Annotated in this window: 18 protein-coding genes; 12 read left to right on the top strand and 6 right to left on the bottom strand. The window is 68.7% G+C overall.

The window, feature by feature from the left end:
• Positions 1–108: 108 nt before the first annotated feature.
• Entirely contained in the window at positions 109–1,158 is a 1,050-nt protein-coding gene (locus IFU30_RS15180; protein WP_192005842.1) for a LacI family DNA-binding transcriptional regulator, read from the bottom strand.
• Positions 1,159–1,456: 298 nt separating this feature from the next.
• Between IFU30_RS15180 and IFU30_RS15175 the strand changes: the two genes are divergently transcribed.
• The 3 genes from IFU30_RS15175 to IFU30_RS15165 all read left to right on the top strand — a co-directional run bounded on the left by IFU30_RS15175 (position 1,457) and on the right by IFU30_RS15165 (position 5,002).
• Positions 1,457–2,770 (top strand): ABC transporter substrate-binding protein, encoded by a 1,314-nt coding sequence (locus IFU30_RS15175; RefSeq protein WP_192005840.1) that lies wholly within the window; start codon positions 1,457–1,459, stop codon positions 2,768–2,770.
• 127 nt (positions 2,771–2,897) lie between these two features.
• Complete coding sequence (locus tag IFU30_RS15170; RefSeq protein WP_079706729.1) at positions 2,898–4,031, top strand: carbohydrate ABC transporter permease; 1,134 nt, start codon at positions 2,898–2,900, stop codon at positions 4,029–4,031.
• On the top strand, positions 4,028–5,002 hold the full coding sequence (locus tag IFU30_RS15165) for a carbohydrate ABC transporter permease (protein WP_079706730.1): 975 nt from the start codon (positions 4,028–4,030) through the stop codon (positions 5,000–5,002). The genes IFU30_RS15170 and IFU30_RS15165 overlap by 4 nt, the downstream gene beginning before the upstream one ends.
• A 231-nt stretch (positions 5,003–5,233) precedes the next feature.
• On the opposite strand, the gene IFU30_RS15160 is transcribed toward IFU30_RS15165, so the two are convergent.
• Positions 5,234–6,130 carry a DUF559 domain-containing protein gene (locus IFU30_RS15160; RefSeq protein WP_192005838.1) on the bottom strand — a complete coding sequence of 299 codons (897 nt, stop codon included), beginning with the start codon at positions 6,128–6,130 and terminating at the stop codon, positions 5,234–5,236.
• A gap of 250 nt (positions 6,131–6,380) precedes the next feature.
• On the opposite strand from IFU30_RS15160, the gene IFU30_RS15155 reads away from it, so the two are divergent.
• The 6 genes from IFU30_RS15155 to IFU30_RS15130 all read left to right on the top strand — a co-directional run bounded on the left by IFU30_RS15155 (position 6,381) and on the right by IFU30_RS15130 (position 14,400).
• Positions 6,381–8,270, top strand: coding sequence for an ABC transporter ATP-binding protein (locus IFU30_RS15155; protein ID WP_192006449.1), 1,890 nt, complete (start codon positions 6,381–6,383; stop codon positions 8,268–8,270).
• A 192-nt stretch (positions 8,271–8,462) separates the two neighbouring features.
• Positions 8,463–10,700, top strand: a complete 2,238-nt coding sequence (locus IFU30_RS15150) for an adenylate/guanylate cyclase domain-containing protein (protein ID WP_197977596.1) — start codon at positions 8,463–8,465, stop codon at positions 10,698–10,700.
• Complete coding sequence (locus tag IFU30_RS15145; RefSeq protein ID WP_192005836.1) at positions 10,697–12,118, top strand: mechanosensitive ion channel domain-containing protein; 1,422 nt, start codon at positions 10,697–10,699, stop codon at positions 12,116–12,118. The genes IFU30_RS15150 and IFU30_RS15145 overlap by 4 nt, the downstream gene beginning before the upstream one ends.
• A gap of 32 nt (positions 12,119–12,150) precedes the next feature.
• The gene (locus IFU30_RS15140) at positions 12,151–12,819 is read left to right on the top strand and encodes a GntR family transcriptional regulator (protein WP_192005834.1); all 669 of its coding nucleotides are present in this window, start codon (positions 12,151–12,153) and stop codon (positions 12,817–12,819) included.
• Between the two features lie 122 nt (positions 12,820–12,941).
• Positions 12,942–13,733, top strand: coding sequence for an aquaporin (locus tag IFU30_RS15135; RefSeq protein ID WP_124767332.1), 792 nt, complete (start codon positions 12,942–12,944; stop codon positions 13,731–13,733).
• A gap of 157 nt (positions 13,734–13,890) precedes the next feature.
• The gene (locus IFU30_RS15130; protein WP_192005832.1) at positions 13,891–14,400 is read left to right on the top strand and encodes a hypothetical protein; all 510 of its coding nucleotides are present in this window, start codon (positions 13,891–13,893) and stop codon (positions 14,398–14,400) included.
• Positions 14,401–14,493: 93 nt separating this feature from the next.
• Here IFU30_RS15130 and IFU30_RS15125 read toward each other — a convergent pair whose 3' ends face one another.
• From IFU30_RS15125 to IFU30_RS15115, 3 genes are all read right to left on the bottom strand, one after another.
• The gene (locus tag IFU30_RS15125) at positions 14,494–14,703 is read right to left on the bottom strand and encodes an antitoxin (RefSeq protein WP_079706736.1); all 210 of its coding nucleotides are present in this window, start codon (positions 14,701–14,703) and stop codon (positions 14,494–14,496) included.
• Between the two features lie 118 nt (positions 14,704–14,821).
• On the bottom strand, positions 14,822–15,610 hold the full coding sequence (locus tag IFU30_RS15120; protein WP_249404836.1) for a DUF305 domain-containing protein: 789 nt from the start codon (positions 15,608–15,610) through the stop codon (positions 14,822–14,824).
• A gap of 4 nt (positions 15,611–15,614) precedes the next feature.
• Positions 15,615–16,319 carry a DUF3105 domain-containing protein gene (locus IFU30_RS15115; RefSeq protein ID WP_124767330.1) on the bottom strand — a complete coding sequence of 235 codons (705 nt, stop codon included), beginning with the start codon at positions 16,317–16,319 and terminating at the stop codon, positions 15,615–15,617.
• 165 nt (positions 16,320–16,484) lie between these two features.
• Between IFU30_RS15115 and IFU30_RS15110 the strand changes: the two genes are divergently transcribed.
• The gene (locus tag IFU30_RS15110; protein ID WP_137243876.1) at positions 16,485–17,738 is read left to right on the top strand and encodes an Nramp family divalent metal transporter; all 1,254 of its coding nucleotides are present in this window, start codon (positions 16,485–16,487) and stop codon (positions 17,736–17,738) included.
• A gap of 51 nt (positions 17,739–17,789) precedes the next feature.
• Here IFU30_RS15110 and IFU30_RS15105 read toward each other — a convergent pair whose 3' ends face one another.
• Positions 17,790–18,467 (bottom strand): metal-dependent transcriptional regulator, encoded by a 678-nt coding sequence (locus IFU30_RS15105; protein ID WP_079706739.1) that lies wholly within the window; start codon positions 18,465–18,467, stop codon positions 17,790–17,792.
• Positions 18,468–18,638: 171 nt separating this feature from the next.
• Between IFU30_RS15105 and IFU30_RS15100 the strand changes: the two genes are divergently transcribed.
• Together IFU30_RS15100 and IFU30_RS15095 are read left to right on the top strand one after the other, a co-directional pair.
• Positions 18,639–18,947, top strand: coding sequence for a hypothetical protein (locus IFU30_RS15100; RefSeq protein ID WP_192005828.1), 309 nt, complete (start codon positions 18,639–18,641; stop codon positions 18,945–18,947).
• A 195-nt stretch (positions 18,948–19,142) separates the two neighbouring features.
• Positions 19,143–20,507 carry a cystathionine beta-synthase gene (locus IFU30_RS15095; RefSeq protein ID WP_192005826.1) on the top strand — a complete coding sequence of 455 codons (1,365 nt, stop codon included), beginning with the start codon at positions 19,143–19,145 and terminating at the stop codon, positions 20,505–20,507.
• The last annotated feature ends 103 nt before the right edge of the window (positions 20,508–20,610 follow it).

Genomic DNA, 20,610 nt, shown 5'->3' with positions numbered 1-20,610 from the left:
CGGTCACCGCGCCCCACTGACGCGAGCGCTCCCCTCCGGGGGCCTGCGCTCACGTCAGTGGGGCGCGCTCGCGTCAGCGCGCCGCGCTGGGAGTGCAGCCGGGGGTGTCTACTCGGCGGACTCGGGGCGCGTCGTGGTCTGTCGGATCACCAGACGGGTCGGCCAGCGCACCTCGGAGACGGTGCTGCCCGGCTCCCCGGAGTCCGGGGCCTGCGCGCGTTGCTCGTCCTCCAGGTCTTGGAGGAGGATCTCGACGGCATGCCGCCCCTGCGCGCGGGGCTCCTGCTCGAAGGTGGTGAGCGCGAACATCTCCGCGTAGGAGTGCCCGTCGATCCCGATGACCGACAGCTCCGCGGGAACAGTGATCCCGAGGCGTCGTGCGGCGATGATGATGCCGATCGCCACCTCGTCCGTCGAGGCGAACACCGCCGTCGGGCGGATCCTCGCGTCCCGCAGCAACTGAGCCGCGGCCTCGTACCCGCCCGGAAGCGAGTGGACGGCGGGCAGGACGTGCACGGCCGAAGTGAGCCCTGCGTCCTCCATCGCTGCGAGGTAGCCGGCCAGGCGCCTGCCGTGCACGGTGTCCGTCTGCAGTTCGGCGTCGTGACCGGTGATGTGGGCGATGCGCGTGTGCCCGAGTGTCATGAGGTGTTCCGTCGCCTCGCGCCCGAGTGCCTGGTCGTCGATGTTGATGGAGTGGGCCCCGCGGATGTTGCCGCCGATCGACACCAGTGGACGGGGGTTGGCGAGCAGGCGCGCGATCTCGTCCTGCGAGGCCTCGATCCCGATCGAGATCATGCCGTCGAAGCGCTTGTTCGTGAGGTAGGCGTCGAAGATCCGATCGCGTTCCGGGGAGTCGGGCGGCAGATGGTGGAGCGTCAGGTCGTAGCCCCGCGCACGGAGGGCTCCCTCGGCGCCTTCCAGGACCTCGCCGAAGTACCAGCGGTTGAGGAACGAGGTGAGGACGCCGATGGCCAGCGTGCGTCCGGTGGACAGACTCGCGGCGATGGGCGAGGCGACGTACCCGATCGTGGCCGCGGCCTGCACGACCCGTTCCCGGGTCTCGGCCGACACGTATCCGCGCCCGGTGAGCGCTCGCGAGGCCGTCGCTTTCGAGACGCCGGCGAGGGCCGCGACATCACTGATGGCACCACTCATGCCGACTCCCTCCGTTGGGTAGCACCACCATAGCGAATCTGGAACAGACCTGGAACTGCCGACTGGAACTGATCCATAACATCTGGAACACGAATGGTCCCCCCGGCCGCATGATTTCGGTGGGAGCGCTCTCACTGTCTATTTCGTTATGTTCTCGTGCTTGCATCCTGTCGCCGGGTGAAGTACTTTGACGCATGGAAACGGTTCCGCATCCGGACCGATTCCGCACCAGTGCATCATCGGAACGGCTCGACCCTGGAGACGTTCGAACCTGCAGCACTCAATGAGGAGGACACAGATGAGTTTCATTCGGACCCGCCGGACGGCCCTGCCGCTGGCCGTCCTGGCCGTCGCGGGCGTCGCGCTCACCGCTTGTTCAGGCGGATCGGGCAGCAGCGGCGGTGGCGACGACGACAAGACCGTCACCATCTACGGGACGATCGCCGACACCGAGGCGAAGCTGCTCGAGGAGAGCTGGGCCGACTTCGAGAAGGACAGCGGCATCACGATCAAGTACGAGTCCTCCAAGGAGTTCGAGTCGCAGATCGGTATCCGCGCCCAGGGCGGTAACCCGCCCGACCTCGCGATCTTCCCGCAGCCCGGCCTCCTGGCCGACCTCGCCACGCGCGACTACCTGAAGCCCGCGCCCGACAGCGTCAAGGCGAACATCGAGAAGTACTGGTCGACGGACTGGGCCGCCTACGGCACCGTCAACGACACCGTCTACGGCGCGCCGCTCATGGCGAGCGTCAAGGGCCTCGTCTGGTACCAGCCGGCCAAGTTCAAGGAGTGGGGCGTCGAGGTCCCGAAGACCTGGGACGAGCTGCTCACGCTGACCAAGACCATCCAGGAGAAGACGGGTTCCGCACCCTGGTGCGCCGGCTTCGGCTCCGGCGACGCCTCGGGCTGGCCCGGCACCGACTGGATCGAAGACCTCGTCCTGCGCCAGCAGGGTCCGGACGTCTACGACGACTGGGTGGCCAACAAGGTCAAGTTCACCGACCCGAAGATCAAGGAAGCGTTCGACTCGGTCGGCGAGATCCTCAAGAACCCGGAGTACGTGAACGCGAGCTTCGGCGACGTGTCCTCGATCAACTCGACCGAGTTCGGTGACGTCGCTCCGGCGCTCGCCTCCGGCGCCTGCGCACTGCACCACCAGGCATCGTTCTTCTCCGGCTTCCTCGAGGACGCCGGCGCGACCGTCGCTCCCGACGGTGACGTGTGGGCCTTCGTGACCCCCGGCATCAAGGAGGGCGAGACCGCTGTCACCGGTGGTGGCGAGATCGTCGGCGCCTTCAGCGACGACGAGAGCACCGTCAAGGTCCAGGAGTACCTCTCGAGCCCTGAGTGGGCGAACAAGCGGGTCAAGCTCGGCGGCGTCATCTCGGCCAACAACGGCCTCGACCCGGCGAACGCCTCGACCCCGATCCTCAGCCAGGCGATCGAGATCCTGCAGGACGAGAAGACCACGTTCCGCTTCGACGCCTCCGACCTGATGCCCGGTGCCGTCGGTGCCGGAACCTTCTGGAAGGGCCTCGTGAACTGGATCAACGGCGACGAGACCGACCAGGTCCTCAAGGACATCGAAGCCGGCTGGCCCTCCAGCGAGTAATCGATATCCGGAACTGCTGCTCATGAGCGGAAGCGCCGGAGGGTGATCACCCTCCGGCGCTTCCGCCTCGGCAGTGGAACCCCCTAGGGTTCACTCAGGGTCCAACGCCGTACTCGAAAGGCCAGCTATGTCAGGTTTCCTCAACTGGTTGGGCGGACTGCCACCGCTCGCCCAGATCCCGATCGTCGTCATCGCCTTCGGCGCGGTGGTGGCCCTCCTCCTCTTCTTCGTGGACATCGCGCCACGCAAGGGCACCCTCTACACGGTCATCCGTCTGGCGTTCTGCGTCCTGGTGCCCGTCATCGTCGTCCTCTTCTTCGGCTCGTTCCTGTGGGCCGCGGCTGTCGCAGCCGTCCTGGGTGGCGTGCTCTTCCTCCTCGACTACCGGTCCAAGAAGGGCGTCGGGTACCTCGTCCAGCTCGTCGGCTTCCTCGCACCGGCCTTCCTGCTGCTGCTGATCGGCCTGATCCTGCCGTCGATCAACACGACGATCGCCGCGTTCATGTCGGCGTCCGGCAAGAACTTCGTCGGGCTGAACAACTTCATCTGGCTGTTCACGCAGCCGAGCGCGATCCGCACCGTGATCAACACGATCATCTGGGTGCTCCTCGTCCCGGCGCTGTCGACGGCCTTCGGCCTCGCCTATGCGGTGTTCATCGACAAGTCCCGCGGCGAGAAGTACTTCAAGATCCTCGTCTTCATGCCGATGGCGATCTCTTTCGTCGGCGCATCCATCATCTGGCGCTTCATCTACGCCTACCGTGAGGCCGGCGCGACCCAGATCGGTCTGCTCAACCAGATCGTCGTGTGGTTCGGCGGCACCCCGGTGCAGTGGTTGCAGAACGAGCCGTGGAACACGCTGTTCCTCATCGTCGTGCTCATCTGGGTGCAGACCGGGTTCGCGATGGTCGTCCTGTCCGCCGCGATCAAGGGTGTCCCCACCGAGCAGATCGAGGCCGCCGAGCTCGACGGCACGAACGGCTGGCAGCGCTTCACCAACGTCATCGTCCCCGGCATCCGCTCCTCGCTGGTCGTCGTCGTCACGACGATCTCGATCGCGTCGCTGAAGGTCTTCGACATCGTCCGCACCATGACCGCCGGCAACAACGGCACCTCGGTCATCGCGAACGAGATGTACACCCAGTTCAAGAACTTCGAGAACGGCCGGAGTGCGGCGTTCGCCGTGATCCTGTTCATCCTCGTGCTGCCGATCGTCATCTACAACGCACGGCAGATCAAGAAGCAGAGGGAGATCCGATGAGTGCTGTGCAGCCGATCGAACTACCGATCGACGAGTCCACGAAGGACCAGCTCGCGAAGGGTGAACGCGGCATCGAGGCTGCGAGCCGACGGACGAAGAAGCGGCTCACGAGCCGAGGCGCGACCATCGCGGCCGTCGTCATCGCTGTGCTGTGGACGATCCCGACCTTCGGTCTCTTCGTCTCCTCGTTCCGGCCTGAGCAGCAGGTGAAGACCACCGGTTGGTGGACGATCTTCTCCGACTTCCAGGTCACCATCGACAACTACGTGCAGGTGCTGCAGGCCGGCAACTCGACGCTGAACCTCGCGGGCTCGTGGGTCAACTCGATCGCCATCGCGGTCCCGGCGACCCTGATCCCGCTGGTGGTGGCGAGCCTCGCGGCGTACGCGTTCGCGTGGATCGACTTCCGCGGCAAGAACTTCCTGTTCATCCTCGTGTTCGCGCTGCAGGTGGTGCCGATCCAGATGGCGCTCGTCCCGCTGCTGTCGACCTTCTCCCGTGGCCTGAACATCTTCGGTCTACAGGTCGGCGAGGGACTGGACGCGAGCGGCACCTTCGCCCAGGTGTGGATCGCCCACACCATGTTCGCGCTGCCGCTGGCGATCTTCCTGCTGCACAACTTCGTCGCGGAGATCCCCGGTGAGGTCATCGAAGCGGCACGCGTGGACGGCGCCGGTCACGGTCAGATCTTCTTCCGGATCGTGCTGCCGCTGACCATGCCCGCCATCGCGTCGTTCGCGATCTTCCAGTTCCTGTGGGTGTGGAACGACCTGCTGGTCGCGCTCATCTTCGCGGACGGCGAGGTCGCACCGATCACGAAGCTGCTGGCGGAGATCACCGGAACGCGTGGCAATGAGTGGCACCTGCTCACCGCCGGCGCGTTCATCTCGATCCTCGTCCCGCTCGTCGTGTTCTTCGCGCTGCAGCGGTACTTCGTCCGCGGGCTCCTGGCCGGTTCGACGAAGGGCTGACCCGACGCCGCGGTTCGATCCTCCGATCGACAGCGTCGTCGGTGCGCGAACGCCCCGGGAGCTCACGCTCCCGGGGCGTCCGTGCGTCTGCCGGTCGTTCGTTCTCCTGGTCCCGATGTCCCTTTCTCAGAGAGTTGCGGTGCGTCGTGTCGGCGTGCGCCCGGCGCGCCGGGGGAGTCCTGAGAAAGGGACGGAGTGCAGGCTGGCAGGTGCGAGGGTGATCGGATCCGCTCAGCGGGGCCTCGGACGGCCCCGCGCGAGCGCTGCGCGGACCGCTCCGATGACCGCGTACCAGTCGTCCATCACCATGCGATACGTGAAGCGGAGAGAGCGATAGCCGAGGATCGCCAACTGGGCGTCGCGCCAGCGATCCTGTTCATGGGCGTCCGGGGTGTCGTGGAACGCACGTCCATCCCACTCCACCACCAACCAATCGTCGATCAGCTCGTCGACGCGTCCGACGCCCGGAATCTCGACCTGATGTCGACCGACGATCCCAGCGCGTTCGAGCCGGATGCGACCAATGCTCTCGAGAAAACTCTCGCATCCCGACTCCAGCCGAGGGAGTCTGCGCCTGCGCGCGTGCGGGAGTTCGTCCAGCCACGCGCGGAGCGCCCGCCCGCGGTGGGGTTCTCGGTGCAGCACCGAGTCCAAGATCGCGCCGGCGACGTCAGGGTGCTGGCAGGTGACGATCTGACGAACTGCCGACTCACGGCTCACCACGAGGAGCGGCGCGATCGAACCGCCCCGAGGGACCACCGGTTGATCGTCGTCCCAGTGCAGGACAGTGTCGTCCCGGTCCTGCGCGGGCGGATGACATCGGCGGTCGCTCACATCGCGGAGGCGTCCCGCGTTCGACGGGACGGCAACGTGTATGCGCCGGTCTTCCGGTGTGGCCCAGCCGAACCAGGCGGCCGCCGAGATGCACGCGAGTCTCCCGCCGACCCGAACGGCTTGGACGATCTCCGGGGGTGCACCGTGGTCCGCGTACCAGCCTCGTTTCACCCTGATCAGCTCGGCCATCTCGACCGCGAGTCGGAGCGACCGTTTGGAGTGGCCGCGAGCCCGAAGCTGATGCACCGTGGCGATACCGTACGCCGGGCGTAAGGCGTCGGTTCCTCCGGTCATCGGTCGATCGTCCACCCGGTGTCGCCGGACCGCCGAGCCACGCTGCTGATTTGGGGATGATCCGCCCCGCAGTGGACCTGGGGAGCGGACTCGCGGCGGTGACCCTTTCTCAGGACAGTTGTGGCGGGTCGGGGAGCGGGCGAGGCGACGCGCCAGCGGACTCCTGAGAAAGGACACGGAGCGGGAAGCATACGGGGACGGGGACAAGGGCGGGGAGGACGGTGGGCGGGGATAGGGTGGCGGGATGAGCATGCACGGCGGACGGGGCGGGCCACGCGGCGGTGCACCCGGGGGCGGCGGGCCTCGAGCGGGCAGCCGCGTCAGCGGTGGCGACATGGCGGCGCAGAAGGCGCTCAACGCCGAGGCACCGAGGATCCCGAACCTCGGCAAGCGCATCGTCGCACTGTTCGTGCCGTTCCGCGCGAAGATCATCCTCACGATGGTGCTCGTCGTCATCGGTGCCGCCCTCGCGGTGCTCCCTCCGCTGCTGGTCAAGCAGGCGTTCGACGTCGGCCTGTTCCCGACCGACGGTGGCAGCCCGAACCTCGTCGCCCTCGCGGAGATCGTCGGCGTGATGGTGGCGCTGTTCATCATCGCCGCCCTGCTCGGCGTCTGGCAGACCTACCTCACGGCGACCGTCGGCAACAGTGTCATGGGTGCCCTGCGCATCAAGCTGTTCTCGCAATTGCAGGCGATGGAACTGAGCTTCTTCACCCGCACGAAGACGGGCATCATCCAGTCGCGCCTCCAGAACGACGTCGGCGGCGTCGCGAACGTCCTCACCAACACCGTCTCGAGCGTGCTCGGCAACACCGTGACGGTCATCTCGGCGCTCGTCGCGATGCTCATCCTCAACTGGCAACTGACGATCGTCGCCCTCATCCTCATGCCGATCCTCGTGATCGCGCAGCGCCGCGTCGGTCAGGTCCGGGCACGGATCGCGACGAAGACGCAGGAGTCGCTGTCGGAGATGACCGCGATCACCCAGGAGGCCCTGAGCGTCTCCGGCGTGCTCCTCGCGAAGAGCTTCAACCGCCAGGACACCGAGGTCGAGCGCTACAGCGCCGAGAACCGCACCCAGATCCGCCTCCAGGTCAGCCAGGCGATGAGCGGCCAATGGTTCTTCGCGATGGTCAACATCTTCCTGTCGTCCATCCCCGCGATCGTCTACCTGGTGGCCGGCTGGCTCATCACCGGTGGGGCGGTGGACGTCACCGCCGGCTCGATCGTGGCCTTCACCACCATCCAGGCCCGCCTGCTGTTCCCGCTCATGGGCGTCATGCGCGTCGCTCTCGACCTGCAGACCTCCGGCGCCCTCTTCGCGCGGATCTTCGAGTACCTCGACCTCAAGCCCGCGATCGCCGACCGCCCCGGCGCCGCACCGCTTTCGAGCGTCGCACCGCAGATCCGCTTCGACGACGTCACCTTCCGCTACGCCGACGCCCAGGACGACTCGACACCCACCCTCGACGGCGTCTCCTTCACGATCGAACCCGGACAGTTCGCCGCGTTCGTCGGACCGTCGGGTGCCGGCAAGACGACCATCTCCTACCTCATCCCGCGCTTCCAGGAGGTGTCGGGCGGACGGGTCATGGTGGCGGGCGCAGACGTCCGCGACGTCACGCAGGAGTCCTTGGTCTCCCGCATCGGCATCGTCAGTCAGGAGACCTACCTCTTCCACGCGACGATCGCCGAGAACCTCCGCTACGCGAAGCCCGACGCGACCCTCGAGGAGCTCGAGACCGCCTGCCGCGCGGCGAACATCCACGAGACGATCGCTCGCTTCGAGGACGGCTACGACACGCTCGTCGGGGAGCGCGGCTACCGCTTGTCCGGCGGCGAGAAGCAGCGCATCGCCATCGCGCGCGTGCTGTTGAAGGACCCGGAGGTGCTCATCCTCGACGAGGCGACGAGCGCCCTCGACACGATCTCCGAACGGGTCGTCCAGGTCGCCCTCGATGACGCGACCCGCGGACGCACCACGGTGTCGATCGCGCACCGCCTGTCGACCATCGTGCACGCCGACGTCATCTTCGTGCTCGACCGCGGGCGCATCGTGGAGCGCGGCACCCACCAGGACCTGCTCGCCGCCGGCGGCGTGTACGCGACCCTCTACGCCCAGCAGGCCGTCACCGTCTGAGCAGGACGTCGCGTCGGGTCGGGCACGTCGACGACGCGCTGACGTGTGTAGGCCTGACGGCGCAGTCCGGCCGGCGAAGAATCGCGGCCCAGCCATTGTGGGCGCGCGGCACGGGTGGCTAGAGTGAGCGCCATCGTGACCCCCGAAGGAGGGGGTGACCGCGCACCGCCGGATCGAGTAGGGGACTCGTCGATGACCGCAGCTGTGGACGCACCATCCGGATCCTCGCCAGACGGCGCCGCGCCGACGGGCCCGACAGTCCCACTGATTCCGCCGGCACCCTCTTCGGCCGCCAGGTCCCGCCGGTTCGGTCGCGGACGGTTCGGTCGCCCCGGCTTCAGCATCCAGTCGAAGCTGCTCGTCATGCTGCTGCTCGTCAGCGTGGGAGCGTCGATCGTGACCGGGATCGTCGGGTACCTGTCCGGCAGTGACTCGCTGCGCCAGGCGTCGTTCGAGCGGCTGACCGAGGTCCGGGAGTCCCGCGCCCGTGAGATCACGAACTACTACGACCAGACGCGCGACTCGCTCGTCGTCTACACCCGCGGCACCACCGTGGTCGACGCGATGAACGGCTTCCACGACGCCTTCCACGAGTTGGAGGAGCAGCCGGTGGACCCGGCGCGCGCGTCGACGGTGACGTCGTTCTACGAGGACACGTTCGCTCCGGAGCTCGCCGAACGCACCGGTGACGAGGCGGACCCGGCTGCGTTCATCCCGACGAACCCGGCCGAGACCTACCTGCAGTCGGTGTACACGCCGGGCGACCTCGACTACGACACCGCCATCACCGTCGACGATGCCGGTGACGGGAGCGCCTGGTCGTCCGTGCACGCGCAGTACCACGACTACTTCCGCGAGATCATCGACCGTTTCGGGTACGAGGACGCCCTGCTCATCGATGACGAGGGCGACGTCGTCTACAGCGCCTACAAGGGTCCGGACCTCGGTACGAACGTCCTCACCGGCCCCTACAAGGGCGGCGTGCTCGAGGACGGCTTCACCGCGGCGCTCCGGTCGAACGCGATCGACTACGTGGGCATCACCGACTTCGAGCGCTACCAGCCGTCGCTCAACGTCCCGACGCAGTGGATCTTCTCACCGGTCGGCGAGAACGGTCGGGTCGACGGGGTGATGGCGCTGCAGGTCCCGATCGAGGCGATCAACGACATCATGACCGGCTCCGGCCAGTGGGAGCAGGACGGCCTGGGGGAGACCGGCGAGACGTACCTCGCCGGGCCCGATCAACTCATGCGCTCGACCTCCCGTCTGCTGATCGAGGATCCGAAGGCGTACGAGCGGGCCGCGGTCGCCGCCGGCACACCGCCGGAGACGGCCGCGCGTGCCGTTGCCGTCGCGGGGACGATCCAGATCCAACCGACCCGCACCGTCTCGGTCGAGCGTGCGCTCGCGGGCGAGACCGGCACCACCATCGGGCGCGGCTACCTCGGTGAGGAGAACCTCACGGCGTACACCCCGGTCGACATCGACGGGCTCCAGTGGGTGCTCGTCGCCCGGGTCGACGCCGCCGAGGCCTTCGCACCGGTGACCGACTTCACCCGCAACCTCGTCATCTCGGTGCTCGCCATCGTGGTCGTGGTGTCGTTGCTCTCCCTGCTCCTGGCGCAGGTGTTCGCCCGGCCGGTGCGGGCACTCGTCGGCGCGGTGCGGCGGGTGGCCGGTGGCGACTACAGCGTCGAGGTGCCGAACACCCGACGCGACGAGTTCGGTGACCTGGGCACGGCCTTCAACGACATGAGCCGCAGCCTGAGACTCAAGCAGGAGCTCATCGAGGAGCAGCGAGCGGAGAACGAGAAGCTGCTGCTCACCCTCATGCCGGCGTCGGTCGCCAAGCGCTACAAGGACGGTGAGGAGACGATCTCCGAGGTCCACCAGGACGTGTCCGTCATCTTCGCCGACCTCGTCGGGTTCGACGACCTGACCCGCGGCCTCGATCCGGAGCGGGAGCTGTCGATGCTCAACGCGCTGGTCCGCAGCTTCGACGAGGCGGCCGAGCGGCTCGGGATCGAGCAGGTGCGGACGCTGCGGGAGGGGTATCTCGCGAGCTGCGGGCTGATCGTCCCACGTGTCGACAACGTGCGTCGGACCCTCGACTTCGCGCTCGAGATGCGCACGATCGTCGAACGCTTCAATGCGCAGCACCAGGCGAACCTCACCCTGCGGGTCGGCGTGGACGCCGGTGTCGTGACGAGCGGCCTCGTCGGCCGGACGAGCCTCGCCTACGACATGTGGGGTGACGCGGTCAGTCTCGCCAACCAGGTGCAGTCGGTCTCCGGGACGGCCGGCATCTTCGTCAGTCAGCGGGTCCGCGACCGCATGCAGGACACTGTCGCCTTCGAGGCCGCCGGCACCGTGGAGACGCGCGGCGGTCCGCAGGCCGTCTGGCAGGTCGTCTCGGGGCCGAAGTCATGACGCAGGTGTGGCAGGAGGCGTGGTTCCCCTGGGCTGTGGCGCTGGCCGTCGGCGTCCCCGTGCTGCTCATCGTCCTGACCGAGGTGCTCGGTGCGCTCAACCGCCGGAAGCACGCTGCGGCGAAACCGATCCGTCTGCTGCGCAACTACGTGGTGCCGGTCGGCGCGGTGTTCGCGCTCCTCGTGTTCGCCACGGCGCGGGCGGACGACAGCACCTGGGTGCGGATCGTCGGCACCCTCCTCGGGTTCCTCGTGATCCTGCTCATCCTCTCCGCCTTCAACGTCGCCCTGTTCGCGAACGCCGAGGAGGGGTCGTGGCGTGACCGGATCCCGTCGATCTTCGTCGATCTCGCGCGGCTGGCCCTCATCCTCATCAGCCTCGCGATCCTGTTCTCCTGGGTGTGGGGAGCCGACATCGGTGGCCTCGTCACCGCGCTCGGCGTGACGTCGATCGTGATCGGCCTCGCCCTGCAGAACGCGGTCGGCGGGGTCATCTCGGGACTGCTGCTGCTGTTCGAGCAGCCGTTCCGTCTCGGCGACTGGCTCGACACGGGAAGCGTCCGCGGTCGCGTGGTCGAGGTGAACTGGCGTGCGGTCCACCTCGACACCGGCAACGGCATCCAGATCGTGCCGAACTCCTCGCTCGCGGGGGCGTCGTTCACGAACCTCAGCCAACCGGTGGGTGCGTACACCGCGAGCGTCGAGGTGACCTTCTCGACCGACGACCCGCCGGACGATGTGCTCCGGCTGCTCCGCGAGGTCGGATCGGGACTGCCGATGCTCGAGCCGGGGGACGTGGTGTCCGCGTCCTACCTCGGCGCAGCGCGGTTCGCCGTCACCCTGCCCGTGTCCGGGCCCTCCACCGCCGACGCCGCCGTCGCCCTGTTCCGCGCCTGGCTCTGGTACGCCTCGCGGCGCCGCGGTCTCGCGCTCGACGGCGACGGCTCCGACCCGGTCGCGACGCCGGAGCGCTTGCGGAGTGCCATCGCCGAATTGGCGCCGACCCTCCACGCGCGGGAGGAGGACTACGACGAGCTCGCCCGGACGTGCACACTCGAGCGGTACGGGCCGGGGGAGACCATCCAGCAGGCGGGCACGATCCCCGGCGCGATGCGGTTCCTCGTCGAGGGTGGCGTCCATCTCGCCGTGCCGACGACGGACGGGCTCATCACCTTCCAACGACTCGGCGTCGGCGACTTCATCGGCCAGACGGCGCTGACGAGGGAGGTCGCCATGGCCGCCGCGATCGCCGACGGCACGACCCTGGTCCTGCGGATGCCGCTGTCCACCATCGACCAGCTCGTTCGCAGTAAGCCCCGCCTGGCCCAGGAGATCGGTGCCTCGATCGACAACAAGCACCGGCAGGCACAGGCGGCGCTCGCCGAGGCGGGGATCGTCCGCGGTACGATCGGCCGGTAGCCAGCAGCCGTCCCCAGCCGAGCGAGGAACCGATGCCGAACCCCGATGGACCGTCCGGGTCGCGGCCGTCGCCTGTCGGCGATTCCGCGACCGAGCGGATCCGCAACGCGATCTACGACGGGACGCTCCCCTCGGGCGAGCTGCTCATCGAGGAGGAGCTCCGGGAGTGGCTCGACGCTCCGAGTAAGGAAGTCGCCGCAGCACTCCGGGAACTCGAGCGCGTCGGACTAGTCGAGACGGCACCGCAGCGGCACACCCGGGTCGCGCAGCCACGGGCCGAGGACCGGACAGCCGTCCTGCAGACCCTCGGAGCGCTCGTCAGCGGCGTCGTCCGGGTCACCGTCCCGACGTTGACCGCTGGGCAACGGGCGGAGCTCCTGGCGTTCGTCGAGCACACGATGACGACGGTGACGGCGGAGGACGCGGATGCGCACGGCCGCTGCGTCTGGGGGCTCGTGGACCGGTTCCTGAAGCACTGCGAGAACCCGGTCCTCGTCACGGCGACGAAGGACGTGATCGGCGCCCTGATCTACCGCGTCGCGGCGACGCGGTCGGCCGAGACGGTGGACTGGTCGGATCTGCGCGTCGGGTACCCGCACCTCCGCTCCGCGATCGCCTCGGGCGACGCCGTCGGCGCGGAGCTCGCGATCGAGCACGTCTTCCGGCTCCAGGTCCCGCTCCACGACCTGGAGGTGCACTGAGCGACGGCGACATGCTGCCCTCGGGGCTGTCGCCGGTGGGACGCGGGGCAATAGTCTGCTGATGGCGCGGTGCTCGCCAGAGCTCCGCGTCCACGTCGTCACCTCGAGCGAGAAGAGCCCAGATGTCCTCCCCGGAAGTCCCACCCTCCGTCGAACCGACCACCGCGTCGCAACTCCTCGCAGAGCTGGCCGGCACCTTCCTGCTGGTCTTCGGTCTCGTCGGGACGGCGACCTTCTCCGCATTCTTCGGCGAGGAGACCTCCAACCCCCTGGGCGTCGGTTTCCTCGGGGTGGCGATCGCCCTCGGCCTCTCGGTGACCATCGCCGCCTACGCGTTCGGCCCTATCTCCGGCGGGCACTTCAACCCGGCGGTGACGCTCGGGCTCGCCGCCGCCGGCCGGTTCCCCTGGCGTGCGACGTGGACGTTCATCCTCGCGCAGCTCGTCGGAGCGTTCCTCGGCGCACTCGCGGTGTTCGGCCTCGCGGCCGGCGGACCGGCAGGATTCCTCGACAAGGCCGTCGCGAGCGGCTTCGTCTCGAACGGGTTCGGTGAGCTCTCGCCCGGCGGATTCGGACTCGTCTCGGCGATCGTGATCGAGGTCGTCATCACCGCACTCTTCCTCTACGTCATCCTCGGCGTCACGCACACGCGGGCCGCCGCGGGCTTCGCGCCGATCGCCATCGGCGGCACGCTCACGCTGTTCCTGTTGATCGCGATCCCGATCGACAACGGCTCGCTCAACCCGGCGCGCTCCATCGCGACCGCCATCTTCGGCGGGGCCGACTGGCTCGCGCAGGTCTGGGTGTTCATCGTGTTCCCGATCATCGGCGCGCTGATCGCCGGATTCAGCTACCGGATCCTGTTCGAGGGGACCCGCCCGGTGGGTTCCCGACCGGTCGCGAACCGCAGCTGAGTCGTCCGAGCGTCGCCCGCACCCCGTCCGCCCTGGTGGACGGGGTGCGTCGTTTCGGGCCGGCACCCCGCGAACGCGGGCAACCCGCATTGGGGGACGCGCTTTCCACGGGCACCGAGCATGCTTGAGGTTCGAGCGCCGGAACCTTGGAGGGGCGATGACGATGACCGAACGCGACGCCCCCACGACCGCGTGGGTGGGTCCGCTGCAGGACGGCGGCAGCATGCCCGATGCGCCGCTCCCTCCGGACGTCGCCTGGGAACTCCTCCGGGAGGCGCTCGTCGAGGACTTCATCGACGACCTCCCGCGTCCGGTCCGGACGGCGGAACTCGCCGCGCGGCTCCATGTGAGCCGAGCGTCCCTCATGACCAACATCCGTCGTGGCAATGTCGTCGCGAACCGTCGCGCCGGCCGCTGGGAGATCGACACCGTCGCGAGCCGCACCTATCTGCGGTCGGCCATCCTCAGCCTGGGTGAACGTCGTCGTGCGCTGAGCGGTGTCGATGAAGACCGCTCCGCGTCCGTGCAACTGACGCTCAGCGGACGCGCGTCAGAAGTCCTCTCGGACCTCATGCAGGACACGCACCTGTCCGCTCCCGAACTCGTGGCCATCGCGCTCGACCGGTTCCGGAGCAACCCCGTCGACGCCGGCGTCGACGGGCACTGATCGACCCGGAATGACGATCGAGCGCTGACCGGCACAGACGTGAACGGCCGGGCGCCCATCGGGACCCGGCCGTCTCGCGTTTCGAGCCGGGGACTACTCGTTGCCGACGGCCTTGTCCGCCGCGTCGCGGGCGCCGTCGATCTGCTCGTCGAACTTGCCGCCGGTGACCTTCTTGGCCGCGTCGGCCACGCTGCCGAGGAGCTTGTCGCTGATGTCCTCGGCCTGTTCGCTCTTCAGCGCGTCCTTGACCTTGTTGTCCTTCAGGAATTCCTGAGCCTTCTTGGTGATGTCGTCGAGTGCCATTCGTCGCTCCTGTTCATCGGGCCCGTTCGGGCGTCGGGATCATTCTTCGCCGTCAGCCGGTGTTCTGGCTAGCCCCTTGTCGGAGCCCGCAGCTCGCCCGGGCGGTCGACGGGAGGCGTCAGCCGGCGAGGTCGACCGGTCCGCCCCGGTCGTCGAGCATGCTGGTCATGAGCTCGATCTCCGCCTGCTGGCTCGCGATGACCGCGCGCGTGAAGGCCAGCGCGGTCGCGTTCGTGGTCCGCGGCTGCAGCGCCTCGGCCATCTCGACCGCGCCCTGGTGGTGGGCGATCATCAGCGTGAGGAAGACCCGCTCGGCTTGGAGACCGGACGCTGCCGTCAGCTGGTCGATCTGGGCGGGGGTGGCGAGGCCCGGCATCGGGTCGCCCGGGGTGTGGGTGGATCCCGGGGTCGCCGTGTCACCGCCGTGCGCATGGCCGCTCGCGCCCGTGAGCGTGGGGAGCGTCATCCACGTCATGTCCGGCTGCCGTGAACCCTGCGGCAGGCTCCACTGGACGAGCCAGTCGTACAGCTGGCCCGACTGCTGCGCCTGGGTGGTCGCGATGTCGTACGCGAGGGTGCGCACGTCGACCGCGTCCGTCCGGTCGCGGATGATCATGGCGAGCTCCACGCCCTGGTTGTGGTGCACCTGCATGTCGCGCGAGAAGCCTGCCTCGGCGCTCGTCGTGGTGGGTGTCGGGTCGGCGAGCGTGCTGAGTCGACCGACCGAGAAGCCGATCGCCGCGGCGACCATGATCGCGATGACGGCCATCGCGGCGATGACGATGCGCGTCCGGCTGGAGCCGTCGGGGGAGCCTTGCGCCTCCCAGGCGGCGAGTTCCTCGTCGGTCACGCCGCCGTCGGCCGGTTCACCGGTCGCCGGTGCGTCGGGTGTGCTCGCCGGGGTCAACGGATCAGACCTTGCCGGGACCGTCGATCGCGCCGGTGCAGGCCGCGCCGGGTTCCGGGACGTTGTTGCTCTTCCAGAACTCCTCGAAGAAGTCGGCGATGCGCGCGTCACTCGCGTTGTTGACCTGCAGCTGGGAGTTCCAGCCGCTCAGCACGATCGGCGAGGGGAGGTCGGACTTCGGCGACAGGACGACGTACGTGGTGGGGAGCAGCTCCTTGAGCTTCGTGAGCTCCGCGTCGCTGAGAGACGGGTCGTAGGTGACCCAGATCGCGCCGTGCTCGAGGGAGTGGACCGCGTTCTCGTTGGTCTGCTCCTCGGTGTAGATGCCGCAGTTCAGCCAGTACTGGTTGTGCGGGCCACCGGCCGGCGGATTCTGCGGGTAGTCGACCGTGCCCTCGACGTGTTCCGAGGTGTTCTGGAACAGCTCCACGCCCGCGATGTCCTGGCCGGTGCCGGTGCCACCGCCGGGGTAGCTGGCGTTCTTCGGCAGGGTGAGGACGACGCTCGTGATGAGGACCGCGATGACGGCCACACCGCCCACGACACCGGCCCAGATCCCGATGCGGCGGTTGCGGTTCTTCCGCTTCTGGGCCTGCTTGAAGGCGGCTACCTTGGCCTGACGCTGGGCTTCGCGCTCCTGCTTCACGCTCTGCTGCTTGACGGCGGGCGGGACGGGGGTGTTCTTGGGGCGATCTGCTGCAGGGGTCACGGGGGCCTCTCGAAAAGTTGTATGCGTAACTATCGAACCAGATCGGCTTACGGGTGCCGTTCCGGCGCCTGACGATGCGCAGTCGATTCTCAGGCTCATCCAAGCAGACAGCCGGTGAATCCAAGAGTTAGACTCGTCTAACAAATGTAGCTCGGTCTTGCTAACATGGCCGACGTGACCAGTGACCTCGCCGCTCCGACGACCCGCGCGCCGCGCGGACCACGACTCCTGTTCCTCCTCGGGCCCGCCTTCGTGGCGGCGATCGCCTACGTCGATCCCGGGAACGTCGCGGCCAACCTCACGGCGGGAGCCCAGTACGGCTACCTGCTCGTCTGGGTGCTCGTCGCCGCGAACGCGATGGCCGTGCTCGTCCAGTACCTCTCCGCCAAGCTCGGCCTCGTCACCGGGCAGAGCCTGCCCGAGCTGCTCGGCTCGCGACTGCGCACCGGGCCGCGTCGGCTCTACTGGGTGCAGGCGGAGCTCGTCGCCGCCGCGACCGACCTCGCCGAAGTGATCGGCGGCGCCGTGGCGCTGTACCTGCTGTTCGGGATCCCGCTCGTGCTCGGCGGCGTCATCGTCGGGGTCTTCTCGATCGTGCTCCTCGCCGTGCAGAACTGGTACGGCCAGCGGCACTTCGAGTTCGCGATCCTGACGCTCCTCGCCGTCATCGCCGTCGGCTTCCTCGCCGGTCTGTTTGTCAGTCCCGTCGACTGGGGTGCCGCGGCCGGTGGGCTGGTGCCGCGGTTCGAGGGCACGGCGACGGTCCTGCTCGCCGCGAGCATGCTCGGCGCGACGGTCATGCCGCACGCGATTTACCTCCACTCCTCGCTGAGTCGGGACCGGCACGGCGTCCAGACGAGCGACGGTGCCATCCGTCGGCTCATCGTGGCGACCCGCTGGGACGTCGCGGCGGCACTCGTCCTCGCCGGAGCGGTGAACATCGCGATGCTCCTGCTCGCGGCCGCGTCGCTCGGCGGTGTCGAGGGGACGGACTCGATCGAGGGGGCGCACGCGGCGATCACCGCTGCGCTCGGGCCGGTCATCGGCGTGATCTTCGCCATCGGCCTGCTCGCATCGGGGCTCGCCTCGACCTCGGTGGGCGCCTACGCGGGAGCGGCGATCATGGGCGGGCTCCTCAAGGTGCGCATCCCGTTGCTCGCCCGACGCGTGATCACCCTCATCCCGGCACTCGTCATCCTGGCTGCGGGCATCGACCCGACCACCGCGCTCGTGCTCAGCCAGGTGTTCCTCAGCCTCGGCATCCCCTTCGCGCTCATCCCGCTCGTGCGCTACACGGGCGACCGGCGGATCATGGGTGTCCACGTCGACCAGCTCGCCACCCGCGTGTTCGCCTGGATCGTGGTCGCGCTCATCGTCACGCTGAACGTCGCGCTCATCGTGCTGACGTTCTTCGGGTGATCAGCCCGGCGGTTCGCTCGCCGGAACATCGGCGAACGGAGATGCCGGCGATCAGGCGACGACCGTCACCCAGACGGCGTCGGCGGCGAGGCGACCGAGCGTGAGGCGGGTGCCGGTGGCGGTGAGCCGGAGTTCCAGTTCGCCCGCGAACGCCCGGTGGTCGTCCACGCTGAGTTCGGTGTCGAGGACGATGCCGAGGGTGCTCAGATGGCGGAGGGTCTCCGGGTCGGCGTCCGAGATGCGGCACACCGTCAGCGGGCTGTCCGACGGCGCCTCGTTCAACCGGACCGCGTCCGGGCGGTGCGGGGTGCCGTCGGCAGAGGGGATCGGGTCGCCGTGCGGATCGCGGATCGGGTGGCCGAGGGCGGCGTCGATGCGCTCGATCATCGTGTCGCTCGCCGCGTGCTCGAGGATCTCCGCCTCGTCGTGGACCTCGTCCCAGCCGTAGCCGAGCATCTCGACGAGGAAGGTCTCGATGAGCCGGTGTCGCCGGACCATCGCGACCGCGTGCGCCTGCCCGGCGGGGGTGAGCTCGATGCTGCCGTAGGGTTCGTGCACGACGAGTCCCTGGGCCGCGAGTCGCTTCACGGCGTCGGAGGCGGTCGCGGGACGGACACCCATGCGATCCGCGAGCAGCTTGACGGTGGCCGACTCGTCGGCCCACTCGGAGGTCGTCCAGATCGTCTTGAGGTAGTCCTGGGAGACGGCGGAGAGGCCGGAGACGGTCATGCCTCCAGTCTAGGGAGCGCGGTGCGCGTCCATCATGCGGCCGCCGGCAGGCCACCGCGCGTTCACGCCCGCCTGGCAGAATGGGCATCGGCACCCCCGAACGGGGCACCCGACTGCTACGGTCGAGTCCTCGCACCCGCGAACACCGATCCATCCGACGAGAAGGGCCACGTGATGTCCCAGGCGCTGCGCACCTCGACCGCACAGCTCGGATCCGGCGCGCGCGCCACGCTCGAACTCGTTGCAGCGGCCATGGCGGGCGAAGGCCACCTGTACGCGCCCGGGGCGGACGGGGCACCCCGTCGTCGCCCGGTCGAGCTCGCGTTGCGCCGGCTCCCGGCGCTCGTCGCGGTGCTGCTGCTCGCCGCGGTCGTGCTCACGGCGATCGGTGTCCTCATGGTGCTGACCCTCGCCGTCCGGCTGGTGTCCTCGGCTGTCTCGGCACTCGGTCCGCGGCAGCGACTCGTCGCGATCCACTGACGTCGGATCGGCCCCGTCATCCGGCTGCGTTCCCTGCACTCGCCGGGTAGGGTGGTCAGCATGCGTCTCCGCCTGTCGTGTTCCTGCTGTCCCCGCTGAGCCGTCCCTGCCCGGGATGCCGCCTCAGCCGCCCCAGCCATCCGGTGACGCACGCGAGAGTCGTGCGGTGACGCACCACAGGAACAGATTGCAGACATGAACTACGCAGACTCCGTCCTCGATCTCATCGGGAACACGCCCCTCGTCAAGCTCAACCGGGTCACCGAGGGCATCGCGGCCACCGTGCTCGTCAAGGTCGAGTACCTCAACCCGGGCGGCTCCTCGAAGGACCGCATCGCGACGCGCATCATCGACGCCGCCGAGGCGTCGGGCGACCTCAAGCCGGGCGGCACGATCGTCGAGCCCACCTCCGGCAACACCGGCGTCGGCCTCGCCCTCGTCGCCCAGCAGCGCGGGTACCGCTGCGTGTTCGTCCTGCCCGACAAGGTCGGCGAGGACAAGCGGAACGTGCTCACCGCCTACGGTGCGGAGATCGTCGTCACGCCCACCTCTGTCGCTCCCGACAGCCCCGACTCGTACTACAGCGTGTCCGACCGCCTCACCGCCGAGATCCCGGGCGCGTTCAAGCCCAACCAGTACGCGAACCCGAACGGGCCGCGCAGCCACTACGAGTCGACCGGTCCCGAGATCTGGCGCGACACCGAGGGCGAGATCACCCACTTCGTCGCGGGCGTCGGCACCGGAGGCACCATCTCCGGGACAGGCAAGTACCTCAAGGAGGTCTCCGAGGGCGGCTTGCGCATCATCGGCGCAGACCCGGAGGGCTCCGTCTACTCGGGCGGCACCGGGCGTCCATACCTCGTCGAGGGTGTCGGCGAGGACTTCTGGCCGACCGCGTACGACCCCTCCATCCCCGACGAGATCATCGCCGTCACCGACGCCGAGTCGTTCGCGATGACGCGTCGCCTCGCCCGTGAGGAGGGACTGCTCGTGGGCGGCTCCAGCGGCATGGCGGTCCAGGCCGCTCTCGTCGCGGCGCGCGACCTCCCGGCGTCGGCCGTGGTCGTCGTCCTCCTGCCCGACGGCGGGCGCGGCTACCTCGGCAAGATCTTCAACGACTCCTGGCTGCAGTCCTACGGCTTCAGCGAGGTCGCCGACGACCGCACGGTGGGCGACATCCTCCGTGGCAAGGGCTCGGAGATGCCGGACCTCGTGCACGTGCACCCGAGCGACACCGTCCGCGACGTCGTCGACATCATGACCGAGTACGGCGTCTCGCAGCTCCCGGTGCTGAGCGCCGAGCCGCCCGTGGTGATGGGCGAGGTCGTCGGTGCGATCGACGAGGCCAGCCTCATGGACGCCGTCTTCAGCGGCGCGGCCAAGATGAACGACGCCGCGAGCGCGTTCGTCGGCGACCCGCTGCCGCTCATCGGTCTCGGTGAGTCCATCCCGGCGGCGCGCGCGGCACTCGGTTCCGCCCCGGCGTTCCTCGTCACCGACGGTGGCAAGCCGATCGGCGTCATCACGCGGCACGACCTCCTCACCTACCTGGCGGGTTGAGCGTGGGCGGCATGCAGGTCGTGTGGGCGGAGTCCGGGCGATGTCCCGACCACGCCCGACCCCGGTGACCGGGCCAGTCCGACCGGTCGCCCACCCCGACACC

It is taken from the genome of Plantibacter sp. CFBP 8798 (assembly GCF_014841195.1).
Taxonomy (GTDB): domain Bacteria; phylum Actinomycetota; class Actinomycetes; order Actinomycetales; family Microbacteriaceae; genus Plantibacter; species Plantibacter auratus.
Note: the sequence above shows the minus strand (reverse complement) of the source record. Positions and strands in the feature narration are given on the sequence as shown.